Below are 13,366 nucleotides of genomic sequence, written 5' to 3' on the forward strand. Positions count from 1 at the left end.
GCGGGGCTCAGGACCGCGCCGCCGGAACGTCACACCTCTGATCAGTGGGAGAGAGTCAGGTGTACTTCGCCGCACTGCTCGCGCGCACCGAAGACGGGTGGGAAGCGAGCGACACGGAGCTCGACGACGTGGAGAGCCTCTCGGATCTGGCCGAGCTGGCCCGGGAGGCTTCGGACGACGACACGGTGATCGTCTTCATCGAGCAGGAGGACGCGTGGTTCGGGATCGTGCGGATCGAGGGTGAGGAAGACCCTCGCATCTACGTCTCGGACGGAGCGGCCGCCGCTCGTTCCTCGTACGGGGAGATGCTCACCCGGGAGATCCTCGGTGACGATCCGGACGACCTGGTCGACGCACTGGAGTCGCTGGACCTGGACGGCACGGAGGACGGGGAACCGGCCGGGACCGCCGGGGACGAGGACGACGAGACGGCCTCCGTGGCCGCCGAGGCCGTCCCGGCCGCTCCGGTGGGCGACCGGATGATCCTGGCCGACCTCGGCCTGGCGCCGGCCGACCTCCTCGCCCTGGAGACCGACGCGCTCTCGGAGATCGCGGACGCGCTGGGCGCCGCCGAGGTCCTGGAGGCCGTCCGCTAGTGACTCCGGCGGTTCCCGTTCCCGACTCCGCGCCCGGCGCCGTGCCCGGCCCGGCGGACTCCCCGTCGCCTCCTCCGGGAGCCGGTCCCGTACGGCGTCCCGCGGGGGACCCCGTACGGGACCCCTGGCGGGACGCCATGCGGCTCGCCCTCGCCGAGGCCGGCGCGGCCGCGGCGGCCGGCGACGTGCCGGTCGGCGCGGTCGTCCTGGGCCCGGACGGGAAGGTCCTGGCCCGCGCGCACAACGAGCGGGAGGCGGTCGGCGACCCCACCGCGCACGCCGAGGTCCTGGCCCTGCGCCGGGCGGCCGCGGCGACCGGGGAGTGGCGGCTCACGGGCTGCACGCTGGTGGTCACCCTGGAGCCCTGTGTGATGTGCGCGGGCGCCCTGGTCCAGTCGCGGGTGGAGCGGGTGGTGTTCGGGGCCCCGGACGAGAAGGCGGGTGCGGCCGGCTCGCTCTGGGACCTCGTGCGGGACCGCCGGCTCAACCACCGTCCCGAGGTGATCCACGGCGTGCTCGGCGAAGAGTGCGCGGACCGGCTGACGGCCTTCTTCCGCACCCGCTGACCCCCGTTCCACCTGCGGCGGGACGCGGATTTCATCGTGGCGGCGGTTTCGGCTAAGCTCTCTCTCGGTAGCGTGTCCGAGCGGCCGAAGGAGCTCGCCTCGAAAGCGAGTGTGGGGAAACTCACCGAGGGTTCAAATCCCTCCGCTACCGCTTCGACCGAAGGGCCCGGCGCACGCGCGCCGGGCCCTTCGGCGTACCCGGGGGCGCCTGACGCCCCGTAGGGGAAAAGCCCCGGGACACGGGCCGGTTCCCGGGCGTCCTCAGAACTCCCGCAGGCCCCTCAGGACTCCCGCGGGCCCCTCCGGGCCCGGCATCCCTACCGCGCGTCCGTCACCCTTCCGGCGGACGGCGAAAGACCTCCGTCTCCGGGCCCCTCGGTCCCGGGGGGCTCGGTTAGAGTGGCGCGGTCGTGGGGCGGGGGAACAGGGGAGGGCTGGAGATGGCGCAGGCGAAGAAGGTCGCGCTGTACGCGGTCGTGGTCTTTGTGCTGTACACGATCGTCACGTCCCCGGCCCGGGCGGCCGACCTGGTCCAGGTAGGGTTCGAGGGCATTTCCAGCGCCGCCCAGGGGGTCGGCGAGTTCATGACCGAACTCATCAACTAGGAGCCCTCCGTGATCCGCCATCTGGTCCTCTTCAAGCTCGACGAGGGCGTCTCCCGCGACGAGCCGCGCGTCGTCGCCGGCGTCGAGGCGTTCCGGGCGCTCGGGGAGCAGATCCCGGAGCTGCGGTTCTGGGAGTGCGACTGGAACATCACGGACCGGCCGATCGCGTACGACTTCGCCATCAACTCGGCCGTCGAGGACACCGACGCCCTCCAGCGCTATCTGGAGCACCCCGCCCACCGGGCGGGCGTCGCCCAATGGCGGGAGTTCTCCACCTGGGTGATCGCGGACTACGCCTTCTAGCCCCGGCCCCCGCGCACGGTCTTCGAGGCCCCCCGCCGTTCCGGCGGGGGGCCTCGCGGCCTTTCGGTCCCGTTTTCGGGTGTTTGAACCCCTCAACACGTAGTTATGGGGTGCTTGCACACAGTGGACATGTCTTGTGATGCTATGACCGCTTTTGACGGATGAGTTGACCGTAGTTGACCCGGTCGAGCCCAGTTGAACCCAGTCGACCCGCAGGACCAGCCAAAGGGGTGGCGTGAACGTGCCGGCCAGTACAGCACCTCAAGTCCCGCCCCAGCACGAGGCGGGCGGCCCGGACTCCCCGCGCCCCCGGGACCCGGAACCCTCCGGGCCGCACGACCGGGGACCGGAGCCCCCCGCCCCGCACCCCCAGGCCCCCGGAACCCCGGGTCCCCAGGCCCCCGGGTCCCCGCGCTCGCGTCCGCAGAGCACCCGCGGCGCCGACACCCGCGCCCTCACCCAGGTGCTCTTCGGCAAGCTCAAGAACCTGGAGCCGGGCACCCCCGAGCACGACCGGGTGCGCGGAGCCCTCATCGAGGCCAACCTGCCCCTCGTGCGGTACGCGGCGGCCCGCTTCCGCTCCCGCAACGAGCCGATGGAGGACGTCGTCCAGGTCGGCACCATCGGACTGATCAACGCCATCGACCGCTTCGACCCGGACCGGGGCGTGCAGTTCCCGACGTTCGCGATGCCGACGGTCGTCGGCGAGATCAAGCGGTACTTCCGGGACAACGTCCGGACCGTGCACGTGCCCCGCCGGCTGCACGAGCTGTGGGTGCAGGTGAACGGCGCCACCGAGGACCTGACGACCGCCCACGGCCGCTCCCCGACGACCGCCGAGATCGCGGAGCGGCTGCGGATCGGGGAGGACGAGGTGCTCGCCTGCATCGAGGCCGGGCGCTCGTACCACGCGACCTCCCTGGAGGCGGCGCAGGAGGGCGACGGGCTGCCCGGACTCCTCGACCGGCTCGGTTACGAGGACCCCGCCCTGGCCGGGGTCGAGCACCGGGACCTGGTCCGGCACCTGCTCGTACAGCTGCCCGAACGGGAGCAGCGCATCCTGATGCTGCGCTACTACAGCAATCTGACCCAGTCCCAGATCAGCCAGGAGCTCGGCGTCTCCCAGATGCACGTGTCAAGGCTCCTCGCCCGCAGCTTCGCACGATTGAGGTCCGCAAACAGGATCGAAGCGTAGCTGGAACGGGTAGACCCCCCCGGAGCGCTCCCTCCGCTCCCCAAATGCCGCACACCCCTTGTTTCCTGCGGATATGCACACCTGATGTGTCGACAAGTCACTACAGCGTGTTGCCGACATGTGACATTCTGCTGGAACCGCGTTTGCCGCAGCCCCACCGCCGGTATTCAGGTGGTGGCTGCGTTCCTCAGACGGTCGCGGCACCGCGACCGTCCGCGACCTCAAGGGGGTGGCATGTCCACAGAACTGGGCAGCTCCAAGGTGCTCACGCTCACGCCCGTTCCCGTGCCCACGCAGACGACCGCGCCGACCGCGCCCGAAAGCGCGGGGACCGCGCCGCCGATGGCCGTGACGTCCGGCGCCCTCGACACCCGCACCCTCTCCCGCTCCCTCTTCCTGCGGCTGCGCGCCCTGGACGCCGAGGGCGCCGCCGCCGACAGCCCGGAGCGGACCTACGTCCGCGACACCCTCATCGAGCTGAACCTCCCCCTCGTCCGGTACGCGGCCGCCCGCTTCCGCTCCCGCAACGAGCCGATGGAGGACATCGTCCAGGTCGGCACCATCGGCCTGATCAAGGCGATCGACCGGTTCGACTGCGAACGGGGCGTGGAGTTCCCGACGTTCGCGATGCCGACGGTCGTCGGCGAGATCAAGCGCTTCTTCCGCGACACCTCCTGGTCGGTACGGGTCCCGCGCCGGCTCCAGGAGCTGCGCCTCGCCCTCACCAAGGCGGGCGACGAACTCGCCCAGAAGCTCGACCGCTCCCCGACCGTCGCCGAACTCGCCGCCGTTCTGGGCGTGTCGGAGGAGGACGTGGTCGACGGCCTCGCCGTGGGCAACGCGTACACCGCCTCCTCGCTCGACTCCCCCTCGCCCGAGGAGGACGGCGGCGAGGGCTCCCTCGCGGACCGGCTCGGCTACGAGGACACGGCGCTCGAAGGCGTGGAGTACCGCGAGTCGCTCAAGCCGCTGCTCGCCAAGCTGCCGCCCCGCGAGCGGCAGATCATCATGCTGCGCTTCTTCGCCAACATGACCCAGTCGCAGATCGGCGAGGAGGTCGGCATCTCCCAGATGCACGTCTCGCGCCTGCTCACCCGCACGCTCGCCCAGCTCCGGGACGGCCTCATCACCGACTGACGCCCCGCCCGGCGGCCCGGGCCGCCCCGGACCCGAACGGCCGGCGCTCCCCGAGGGGGGCGCCGGCCGTTCGTCGCGCGCCCGGCGCCGTCCGGGCGGAAGGAAACGGGCCGGTCCGCGCGGGGCGGAGCCGGCCCGCCGGGACGGACGGGCGCGCGGAGCGGTCAGCCGAACGCCAGCCAGGCGACGACGGCGAGGACGACGACGGCCGCGACCACACCCGCGATCAGGCCGACCCGGGGGCCCGAGGCGGCGGCGGTCTGCGGTTGCTGCCGCTGCGGGGTCCCCTCGTCGACGAAGGCGCGGAACATCTGGGTGTTGCCGGCGGGGTCGAAGGAGCCCTCGGGGCCCTGGCCCTGACCCTGGCCGTACGGTGCTTGGGGGTTGTGTGTCATGGGCCGGACCCTAGCGAAGTCGGGGTGAGGGCCCAAGCCCGGTCCCCCCGGCCCGGCCCGGACGGCGTGCCCGGCGCCCCCGGTCCGCCTTTGCCGATTCTTTAGCGCCATTTGACCGATTTAGTTTGCCTGGAGCAACCATCCATCTCTATGGTTGCCCTAAGCAACAAGATAGGGGGAGTTCCCGGTGGAGTGCGCGACGGACAGCCGCAATCGGTACGAGAACCTCGCCCGCCAGGTGAGCGCCATCGGAGCGGTGAAGCGCGGGCTCGCGCGGACCCTTCCGGCCGAGTGCCCCAGCGGCTCCGCGATCGTCCTCGCGCTGCTGAACCACCACGGCGACATGCGGATGGGCCGCGTGTCCGAGCTGATGGCCGTCGACATGTCGGTCAGCAGCCGCCACGTGGCCCACACCGTGGACCGCGGGTGGGTCGAGCGACTGCCCGACCCCGCCGACCGGCGGTCCCGCATCCTCCGCCTGACCCCGGCGGGCGAGTCCATGCTCGCCGTCCTCGACCGACGGCTGACGGACGTGCTCGCCCGCACCCTCGGGGAGTGGTCCGACGAAGACGTCGAACTGCTCACCACCCTGCTCGCCCGCCTCCGCGACTCGTTCGGGGACTGCCGGGCCCACCACGCTTGAGAACGTCCACCACGCTCGAGAACGAAGGAAGTTGATGGCTACCACCACACCAGGCACCGGTGTGCTCGGCGGAAGCGCCAAGGAGGGGGACACCGCCTCCGGCGGCGCCCCGATGACGCACAAGCAGATCATGGAGGCGCTGTCCGGGCTGCTGCTGGGCATGTTCGTCGCCATCCTCTCCTCGACGATCGTCTCCAACGCCCTGCCGCAGATCATCACCGACCTGGGTGGCGGTCAGTCCGCCTACACCTGGGTCGTGACCGCGGCCCTCCTGTCGATGACCGCGACCACCCCCCTCTGGGGCAAGCTCGCGGACCTCTTCTCCAAGAAGCTGCTCGTCCAGATAGCCCTGATCATCTACGTCGCGGGCTCGGTCGTCGCCGGCCTCTCGCAGAGCGCCGGCATGCTCATCGCCTGCCGCGTCGTCCAGGGCATCGGCGTCGGCGGCCTCACCGCCCTCTCCCAGATCATCCTGGCCGCGATGATCGCCCCGCGCGAGCGCGGCCGGTACAGCGGCTACCTCGGCGCGACCTTCGCCGTCGCCACCGTCGGCGGCCCGCTGCTCGGCGGCGTCATCACCGACACTGACTGGCTCGGCTGGCGCTGGTGCTTCTACGTCGGCGTTCCCTTCGCGATCATCGCCCTGATCGTCCTGCAGAAGACCCTGAAGCTCCCCGTCGTGAAGCGCCAGGTCAAGGTCGACTGGGCCGGCGCCTTCTTCGTCAGCGCCGCCGTCTCCCTGCTGCTGGTCTGGGTCACCTTCGCGGGCGACAAGTACGACTGGATGTCCTGGCAGACGGCCGCCATGGTCCTCGGCGCCCTCGTCCTCGGCGGGATCTTCCTCCTCGTCGAGTCGAAGGCGAGCGAGCCGATCATCCCGCTCCGCCTGTTCCGCAACCGGACGATCACCCTCGCCTCGCTCGCCTCGCTCTTCGTGGGCGTCGCGATGTTCGCCGGCACGGTCTTCTTCAGCCAGTACTTCCAGCTCGCGCGGAACGAGTCGCCGACGATGTCCGGCGTCCTCACCATCCCGATGATCGCGGGCCTGTTCGTCTCCTCCACCGTCTCCGGGCTGATCATCACCAAGACCGGCCGGTGGAAGTCCTGGCTGGTCAGCGGTGGCGCCCTGGCCACCGGCGGCCTCGGCCTGCTCGGCACGATCCGTTACGACACGGCGTACTGGCACATCGCGATCTTCATGGCGGTCCTGGGCCTCGGCCTCGGCATGATGATGCAGAACCTGGTGCTCTGCACCCAGAACCAGGTGGCCCCCGCCGACCTCGGCGCCGCCTCCTCCGTCGTCACCTTCTTCCGCTCCCTGGGCGGTGCGATCGGCGTCTCGGCGCTCGGCGCGGTCATGGCCCACCGGGTCACCGACTACGTCAAGGAGGGCCTGACCGAGCTGGGCCCGAAGGCCGCGGGCGCCCTGGGCAAGGGCGGTACGGGCGGCGGCATCCCCGACATGGACAAGCTGCCGGCCCCCATCCGCACGGTCATGGAGAGCGCGTACGGACACGGCGTCGCGGACGTCTTCCTCTACTCGGCGCCGTTCGCGCTGCTCGCCTTCGTGGTGACGCTCTTCATCAAGGAGGTCGCCCTCAAGAGCCACCACGGCGAGACCGCGAAGGCGGACGCCGCCGCCGAGTAGGCGGGGCGAGAACAAGACTCCCGGCCGCGCTTCGAGCGGAGGCGCGGCCGGGCCGGTACGGAGCGGCGGGCAGGGGACGGCCCGCCGCTCCGTCGTTCCCCCGTCTCCCGGGTCCCTTCGCCCTGGTCCCCGCGCCGCGGCCTGGTACAGGCGGGCCCCGACGGCGACGGGGTCGCCTTCGCTCCCGTCCCCGCGCCGCCGTCGCGTCCGCCCCGCGCCGCCCTCAGGCGCGTTCCCTCACCACCATCACCTCGATGCCGGCGACCAGGACGTCGAGGGCGTAGGCGAAGTCGCGGTCCCAGATCTCGCTGACGGCACCGTGCGAGGCGCGTTCCTCGAGGAGTTCCGCCATCGGTTCGAGCGCCTTCACGAACCCCGGCTCGTCGCGGAAGGCCTTGACCGCCTCCCCGTAGAAGTCGTCCTGCGACATGCCGGCCTCCGCCGCCCGCCGCTGGAACTGCGACTCGACCGTCCCGTAGCCGTACACGAACTGGAAGACCGCCGACATGGCGCTGGGGCAGCGGTGCGCCGGCAGGCCGGTGTCCCGGACCGTCTCGTGGATCTTGGTGCCGACGGCGACCGCCCGCGGACCGATGTTCAGGTACTGGCCGGCGCACGCCGCCATCCACGGGTGGCGGACCAGCATCCGCCGGTAGTCCAGGGCGAGCACCCTGATCCGGTCCCGCCAGCCGTCCGCCGCGTCGACGGCGGCGAGGTCGATCTCCCCGTAGACGGTGTCGACGGCGTACTCGATGATGTCGTCCTTGGTGTCCACGTACCAGTAGAGCGACATGGCCGTGACGCCCAGCTCGGTCGCGAGCTTGCGCATCGACAGCTTGGCCAGGCCCTCCGCGTCGAGCATCCGGATCGCGGCGGCGACGATCCGGTCCCGGTCGAGCCCGGCCGGGCCGCCTCCGGCACGGGGGGACCGGTTCTCCAGCCAGACGCTGGAACGCGCCGGGTTCCTGGCCCGTTCGGCTGCCTTGACCATCGCGTTCCTCCGTCTGTCAGCGGTTCGTGACCATGCTAGGTCGTGGGGCGGACGTCCCGTCCGGCCCGCGGACGGCCGGGACCGCGCCGCCGTGGCACGCTGTCGCGGCATGCCGTCGTGGCACGCGTCAGACGGCCGGCGCCCCCTTCGGGGCCCCTGCCCCCTCCGCGCGCTCGGCCCGGCCGAGCAGGGCCGCGGCGAGCAGGCCGCCCGCGAAGACGGCGGCCGCGCCGACCAGCTGGCTGGTCTGGAGACCGGAGGCGAAGGCGTCGGAGATCTGCTTCCGCTGGGCGTCGCTCCCGGCCGCCGCGAGGGCGGCGGGCAGCGAGGTCGCGGTGACGGTGACGAGGGCGGCGAAGCGCGCGTTGAGGACGGCCCCGAGGACGGCGACGCCCAGGCCGTTGCCGAACTCGGCGAGGGTGCCGTTGACGCCCGCGCCCACCCCGGCCTTCTCCGGCGGGATGGCGCTCATGATGGCGTTGGCCATGGCCGGGTTGGAGACCGCGAGGCCGGTGCCCATCAGGACCAGGCCCAGGAGCATTCCCCAGTAACTGCTGTTCGTGCCGCCGCCGACGAGGGCGATCGAGGCGAGACCGGCCGCGACGAGGGTCATGCCGGCGGCCACGGTGGGCGCGGTGCCGAGCTTCGTCACGATCCGCGGGCCGACGCCGGTGAGGTTGAGCACGACCACGGTCAGGGCGAGCGGGGCCATCCGCAGACCGGCCTCCAGCGGCTCGTAGCCGAGGACGAACTGCAGGTGCTGGGTGAGCAGGAAGAGCGAGCCTCCCATGCCGAACATGACCAGGATGGCGCCGGCGACGGCGCCGACGAACTTCTGGTCGCGGAAGAAGTGCATGTCGAGCATCGGGTGCGGGACGCGCAGCTCCCACACGGCGAAGGCGGCCAGGACGGCGACGCCGAGGCCCGCCGGTACCAGCACCTCGGCGGAGGTCCAGCCGTGCCCGGGGCCGGTGATGATGGCGTACACGGCGGCGGTCATGCCGACGGTGGAGAGCAGCGCGCCGATCAGGTCGGGCCGTTCGCCCTGGGGGTTCTTGGACTCGGGGACCAGCTTGACGACGGCGATCAGGCCGACGAACGCGACCGGGATGTTGATCATGAAGATCATCCCCCACCAGAAGTGGTTCAGGAGGGCGCCGCCGATCAGCGGCCCGGCGGCGAAGCCGAGCGAGCCGACCGTGGCCCACAGCGCGATGGCCTTGACCCGCTCGGACGCGTCGAAGATCTGCATGACGACGGCGAGCGTGGTGGTCATGAGGAGCGCGCCGCCGACGCCCATGCCCGCGCGGGCGGCGATCAGCTGGGCGGTGGAGCCGGCCAGGCCGGCGGCGAGCGAGCCGAGGCCGAAGAGCGCGAGACCGGCGGCGAGGAGCTTCTTGCGGCCGTAGCGGTCGGCGGCGTTGCCGGCGGTCAGGAGGAGGCCGGACTGGACGAGCGAGTACGCGTTGATCATCCACTGGATGTCGGCGGTGGAGGCGTGGAGTTCCGAGGTCAGCGACGGGATGGCGACACTGAGCACGGTGTTGTCGAGCAGCACGGTGAGCTGGGCCAGGCAGATGACGCCGAGGATCAGCCAGCGCTGCGGGTGGCCGCCGGAGGGGGCGGACGGTTCGTTCGCGGCGGTCGTCGCCGTCATGGGCAGGGCTCCTTGTACGGTGTACGGGACTAGGTCTCGTACACCGTACAAGGCTCTCTCTTACGCCGTATAGGAATTATTTCGAGCCGGGAGGGAGGGGATTCGGCCGGCCGGGTCGGCCGGTCTTGTCGGCTCGGTCGTACGGGTGGGGGCGGGGCGGTCGGCCGGTTCGGGCCGGCCGTCCGGTTCGGGCCGACCGGTGGGGCGGGTCAGCCGGTGGGGCGGGTCAGGTCGTAGAAGGCGGCGCCGCCGATCGTGACCTTCTCGAAGGACTCCGCGACCCAGGCGGAGATCCCGGAACCGCCGCCGGGCCCTCCGCCCGCGCCCCCGCGCATGCCACCGCCCTCGCCGTCGGCGCCGCCCTCGCCGTCGTTCCCGATGAAGTAGTGGATCTTCCCCTCGGCGACGTACCGCTGGAACCGCGCGAGGGTCGGGGACGGGTCGCTGCCGTTGAAGCCGCCGATCGCCATGACCGGCTTCTCCGTGGCGAGCTGGTAGCCCGCCGCGTTCTGGGCACCGACCGTGGCCGCGACCCAGGTGTAGGAGCCGGCGTCCTCCAGGAGCGCCGTCCTGGCCTCCGCGCCGACGCGCGTGCCGTTGAGGAGGCCCCCCATGCCGCCGCCGAAGCCGCCGCGTTCGCCGCGCGTCCCCTGGGGGCCGCCCGGAGGCATCCCCCGGAAACCGCCCTGGGCCTGGGGCGTCCCCCGGGGCGGGGCCCCTCCCGGCGCCCGGCCGCCCTGGCCCCGACCGCCGGGCGCCTGGCCGCCCGGCGCCTGGCCGCCCGGCGCCTGGCCGCCCGGCGGCGTCATGCCGCCCTCGGGCGCCCGGCCGCCGAAGCCGCCCGGGCCCCGGCCGCCCACCGGGCCCGCCGTCACGATCGACCCCTGGTGGCCGGTGCCCACCGTCTCCAGGGTGTACGCGAACGGTCCCGCGAGCCCCGCCGCCAGCCCGAGGCCCGCCGCCGCAAGACCGAACCGCCGGTCGATCCGGCCCGCGAGCAGCAGACCGGACGCCGCCGCCGAGCCCGCCGCCAGAACCGCCCAGCGCAGCCACGGCAGCCAGTCCGGCGTACGGCCGAGCAGCGTCCAGGCCCACCAGGCCGTCACCGCCACCGTCACCGCGAGCGCCGCCGAGGCGGCCCACCGGGTGCGCTCCTCCCACAGCACGGCCGTGCCCATGCCGACGAGCGCCGCCACGTAGGGGGCGAGGGCGACCGTGTAGTACTCGTGGAAGATGCCGGCCATGAAGCTGAACACCGCCAGCGTCATGAGCAGCGAACCGCCCCACACCAGGAACGCGGAGCGTGCCGTGTCCGTCCGGGGTGCCCGCCGGGTGACGACGAGGCCCGCGACCAGCAGGAGCAGCGCCGCCGGGAGCAGCCAGGAGACCTGACCGCCGACGGAGTCGCCGAACATCCGGCCGATCCCGGTCCCGCCCCACCGGCCGCCGCCCGCGCCGGGCCCTCCGCCGCCCACGCTGCCGGTCTCGTCGCCGTTGATGCGGCCGAGGCCGTTGTAGCCGAAGGTCAGCTCCAGGAAGCTGTTGGTCTGCGAGCCTCCGACGTACGGACGGGAGGACGCCGGCCACAGCTCGACGAGGGCCACCCACCAGCCCGCCGAGACGAGCGTCGCGAGACCGGCCAGGGCGAGCCGCCCGATCCGGCGCCCGGCCCCGCCCGGCCCGCACACCCCGTACACGAGGGCGAGCGGCGGCAGGATCAGGAAGGCCTGGAGCGTCTTCGCGAGGAACGCGAACCCGAAGGCCACACCCGCCCACACCAGCCACCGCCCCGCGCCCGGCCCGTCCTCCAGGGCGCGCAGCACCCCGTACACGGCGGCCGTCATGAGCAGCGCGAGCAGCGCGTCCGGGTTGTTGAAGCGGAACATCAGCGCGGCGACCGGCGTCAGCGCCAGCACCACGCCCGCCGTCAGGCCCGCGCCCGCGCCGAACCGGCGCCGGACGGCCGCGTACAGGACGCCGACCGTGGCCACGCCCATCAGCACCTCGGGCACGAGGATCTGCCAGGAGCCGAGACCGAAGAGACGGACGGAGAGCGCCATCGGCCAGAGCGCGGCCGGCGGCTTGTCGACGGTGATGGCGTTGGCCGCGTCGAGGGAGCCGAAGAAGAAGGCCTTCCAGCTCTCGCCGCCGGCCTGGACGGCCGCGGAGTAGAAGGAGTTGGCGTAGCCCGACGCGCTCAGGTTCCACAGGTAGAGCGCGGCGGTCACGGCGAGCAGGCCGAGGAGGGCGGGCCGGACCCAGGGGGCGTCCCCGGCACGCCCGCGCCACAGCCGGCCGGTCCGGCCGCTCCCCCGGAGGGCGGGAGGCGCGGGGGTCGGAAGGGTCATCGTTCGTTCCTTGCGGTGGTCCGCTCGGGGAACACCCAGAGCCGGAAGAGGAGGAAGCGGAGCACGGTCGCGGCGAGATTGGCGACGACCAGGACGGCCAGTTCGGTGGAGTGCGCCGGATCGCCGCCCGCCGCGCCGAGGGCGGCGAGCGAACCGCCGGTCAGGGCCAGGCCGATGGCGAAGACCACGAGCCCCTGGGCCTGGTGGCGGACGGCCCGGTCCCGGCCCCGCACCCCGAAGGTGAGGCGCCGGTTCGCCGCCGTGTTGGCGACGGCCGAGACGAGGAGGGCCGCGGCGTTGGCCGTCTGCGGGCCGAGACCGGCCCGGAAGGCCGAGTACAGCGCCAGATGGAGGAGCGTGGAGAGGGCCCCGACCGCGCAGAAGCCGATGAGCTGCCGGGCGAGACCGCCGGGCACCCCGTTCAGCTCGCGGTCCCGGGGGTCGTCCCCGAACGGCCGGGCGAGCCGGTCCAGGGGCAGCGCCCCGGTCGCGAGGGCCCGTCCCACCCGCCAGACGCCCTTCAGGTCGTCCGTCGCCGTCCTCACGATGCGCACGCTCGAATCGGGGTCGTCGATCCAGTCGACCGGCACCTCGTGGATGCGCAGCCCGGCCCGCTCGGCGAGGACCAGCATCTCGGTGTCGAAGAACCAGCCGGTGTCCTCGACCATCGGGAGCAGCCGTTCGGCGACCTCGCGCCGGATGGCCTTGAACCCGCACTGCGCGTCGGAGAACCGGGCCGCGAGAGAGGAGCGCAGGATCAGGTTGTACGCGCGGGAGACGAACTCCCGCTTCGGGCCGCGCACCACCCGCGAGGAGGGGGAGAGCCGGGAGCCGATCGCCAGGTCCGAGTGGCCGGAGATGAGCGGGGCGACCAGCGGGAGCAGCGCGTTCAGATCGGTGGACAGGTCGACGTCCATGTAGGCGAGGACGGGCGCGTCCGAGTCCGACCACACCGTCCGCAGCGCCCGTCCGCGCCCCTTCTGTTCCAGCCGCACGGAGCGCACCCCGGTCAGTGCGCGGGCGAGGGACCCGGCGACGTCGGGGGTCGTGTCGGTGGAGGCGTTGTCGGCGACGGTGATGCGGAAGCCGTACGGGAAGGTCCGGGAGAGGTGCTCGTGGAGCCGGCGGACGCACGGCTCCAGGTCCTTCTCCTCGTTGTGGACCGGGATCACCACGTCCAGGACGGGCCGCCCGGCGGCCTCCACGGGCAGGTGTTCCCGGGCGGGCAGGGCGCCGGGCACGGTCCGCGCGATCGTTGGGGTTCGCATGGCACAGACCCTCG

At 72.7% G+C, this 13,366-nt stretch carries 13 protein-coding genes and 1 tRNA gene; 9 read left to right on the plus strand and 5 right to left on the minus strand.

From position 1 onward, the window contains the following. Nucleotides 1–59: 59 nt before the first annotated feature. From ACZ3IL_RS09620 to ACZ3IL_RS09650, 7 genes are all read left to right on the plus strand, one after another. Nucleotides 60–596 carry a tRNA adenosine deaminase-associated protein gene (locus ACZ3IL_RS09620; protein ID WP_467388366.1) on the plus strand — a complete coding sequence of 179 codons (537 nt, stop codon included), beginning with the start codon at nucleotides 60–62 and terminating at the stop codon, nucleotides 594–596. A 137-nt stretch (nucleotides 597–733) separates the two neighbouring features. After that, entirely contained in the window at nucleotides 734–1,162 is a 429-nt protein-coding gene (gene tadA, locus ACZ3IL_RS09625) for a tRNA adenosine(34) deaminase TadA (protein ID WP_467388368.1), read from the plus strand. A gap of 66 nt (nucleotides 1,163–1,228) precedes the next feature. Beyond that, nucleotides 1,229–1,313: transfer RNA gene (locus tag ACZ3IL_RS09630), tRNA-Ser, on the plus strand. 259 nt (nucleotides 1,314–1,572) lie between these two features. Continuing rightward, nucleotides 1,573–1,767 (plus strand): hypothetical protein, encoded by a 195-nt coding sequence (locus ACZ3IL_RS09635; RefSeq protein ID WP_467389314.1) that lies wholly within the window; start codon nucleotides 1,573–1,575, stop codon nucleotides 1,765–1,767. A gap of 9 nt (nucleotides 1,768–1,776) precedes the next feature. Continuing rightward, the gene (locus ACZ3IL_RS09640) at nucleotides 1,777–2,070 is read left to right on the plus strand and encodes a Dabb family protein (protein ID WP_467388370.1); all 294 of its coding nucleotides are present in this window, start codon (nucleotides 1,777–1,779) and stop codon (nucleotides 2,068–2,070) included. Nucleotides 2,071–2,305: 235 nt separating this feature from the next. Further along, the gene (locus ACZ3IL_RS09645; protein ID WP_467388372.1) at nucleotides 2,306–3,265 is read left to right on the plus strand and encodes an RNA polymerase sigma factor SigF; all 960 of its coding nucleotides are present in this window, start codon (nucleotides 2,306–2,308) and stop codon (nucleotides 3,263–3,265) included. A gap of 234 nt (nucleotides 3,266–3,499) precedes the next feature. After that, on the plus strand, nucleotides 3,500–4,402 hold the full coding sequence (locus ACZ3IL_RS09650; RefSeq protein ID WP_467388374.1) for an RNA polymerase sigma factor SigF: 903 nt from the start codon (nucleotides 3,500–3,502) through the stop codon (nucleotides 4,400–4,402). Between the two features lie 164 nt (nucleotides 4,403–4,566). Here the strand turns inward: ACZ3IL_RS09650 and ACZ3IL_RS09655 are convergent, their stop codons facing one another. Beyond that, nucleotides 4,567–4,797: a hypothetical protein gene (locus tag ACZ3IL_RS09655; RefSeq protein WP_467388376.1), complete on the minus strand. Its 231-nt coding sequence runs from the start codon at nucleotides 4,795–4,797 to the stop codon at nucleotides 4,567–4,569. A gap of 187 nt (nucleotides 4,798–4,984) precedes the next feature. On the opposite strand from ACZ3IL_RS09655, the gene ACZ3IL_RS09660 reads away from it, so the two are divergent. Both ACZ3IL_RS09660 and ACZ3IL_RS09665 read left to right on the plus strand, forming a co-directional pair. Beyond that, on the plus strand, nucleotides 4,985–5,440 hold the full coding sequence (locus tag ACZ3IL_RS09660; protein WP_467388378.1) for a MarR family winged helix-turn-helix transcriptional regulator: 456 nt from the start codon (nucleotides 4,985–4,987) through the stop codon (nucleotides 5,438–5,440). 112 nt (nucleotides 5,441–5,552) lie between these two features. Then, the gene (locus ACZ3IL_RS09665) at nucleotides 5,553–7,088 is read left to right on the plus strand and encodes an MDR family MFS transporter (protein WP_467389264.1); all 1,536 of its coding nucleotides are present in this window, start codon (nucleotides 5,553–5,555) and stop codon (nucleotides 7,086–7,088) included. A gap of 223 nt (nucleotides 7,089–7,311) precedes the next feature. Here ACZ3IL_RS09665 and ACZ3IL_RS09670 read toward each other — a convergent pair whose 3' ends face one another. From ACZ3IL_RS09670 to ACZ3IL_RS09685, 4 genes are all read right to left on the minus strand, one after another. Beyond that, nucleotides 7,312–8,079, minus strand: a complete 768-nt coding sequence (locus ACZ3IL_RS09670; protein ID WP_467388380.1) for a TetR/AcrR family transcriptional regulator — start codon at nucleotides 8,077–8,079, stop codon at nucleotides 7,312–7,314. 127 nt (nucleotides 8,080–8,206) lie between these two features. Next, the gene (locus ACZ3IL_RS09675) at nucleotides 8,207–9,736 is read right to left on the minus strand and encodes an MFS transporter (RefSeq protein ID WP_467388382.1); all 1,530 of its coding nucleotides are present in this window, start codon (nucleotides 9,734–9,736) and stop codon (nucleotides 8,207–8,209) included. A 209-nt stretch (nucleotides 9,737–9,945) separates the two neighbouring features. Continuing rightward, nucleotides 9,946–12,084, minus strand: a complete 2,139-nt coding sequence (locus tag ACZ3IL_RS09680; RefSeq protein ID WP_467388384.1) for a mannosyltransferase YkcB-related protein — start codon at nucleotides 12,082–12,084, stop codon at nucleotides 9,946–9,948. Next, nucleotides 12,081–13,352, minus strand: coding sequence for a bifunctional glycosyltransferase family 2/GtrA family protein (locus ACZ3IL_RS09685; RefSeq protein WP_467388386.1), 1,272 nt, complete (start codon nucleotides 13,350–13,352; stop codon nucleotides 12,081–12,083). Before ACZ3IL_RS09685 ends, ACZ3IL_RS09680 begins: the two co-directional genes overlap by 4 nt. Between the last annotated feature and the right edge of the window lie 14 nt (nucleotides 13,353–13,366).

It is taken from the genome of Streptomyces sp. NPDC014907 (assembly GCF_055562975.1).

Coding starts and splice junctions, on each gene's coding strand:
- ACZ3IL_RS09665 (WP_467389264.1), top strand. CDS start 5,553: ATGACGCACAAGCAGATCATGGAGGCGCTGTCCGGGCTGCTGCTGGGC.
- ACZ3IL_RS09685 (WP_467388386.1), bottom strand. CDS start 13,352: ATGCGAACCCCAACGATCGCGCGGACCGTGCCCGGCGCCCTGCCCGCC.
- ACZ3IL_RS09675 (WP_467388382.1), bottom strand. CDS start 9,736: ATGACGGCGACGACCGCCGCGAACGAACCGTCCGCCCCCTCCGGCGGC.
- tadA (WP_467388368.1), top strand. CDS start 734: ATGCGGCTCGCCCTCGCCGAGGCCGGCGCGGCCGCGGCGGCCGGCGAC.
- ACZ3IL_RS09670 (WP_467388380.1), bottom strand. CDS start 8,079: ATGGTCAAGGCAGCCGAACGGGCCAGGAACCCGGCGCGTTCCAGCGTC.
- ACZ3IL_RS09680 (WP_467388384.1), bottom strand. CDS start 12,084: ATGACCCTTCCGACCCCCGCGCCTCCCGCCCTCCGGGGGAGCGGCCGG.
- ACZ3IL_RS09655 (WP_467388376.1), bottom strand. CDS start 4,797: ATGACACACAACCCCCAAGCACCGTACGGCCAGGGTCAGGGCCAGGGC.
- ACZ3IL_RS09650 (WP_467388374.1), top strand. CDS start 3,500: ATGTCCACAGAACTGGGCAGCTCCAAGGTGCTCACGCTCACGCCCGTT.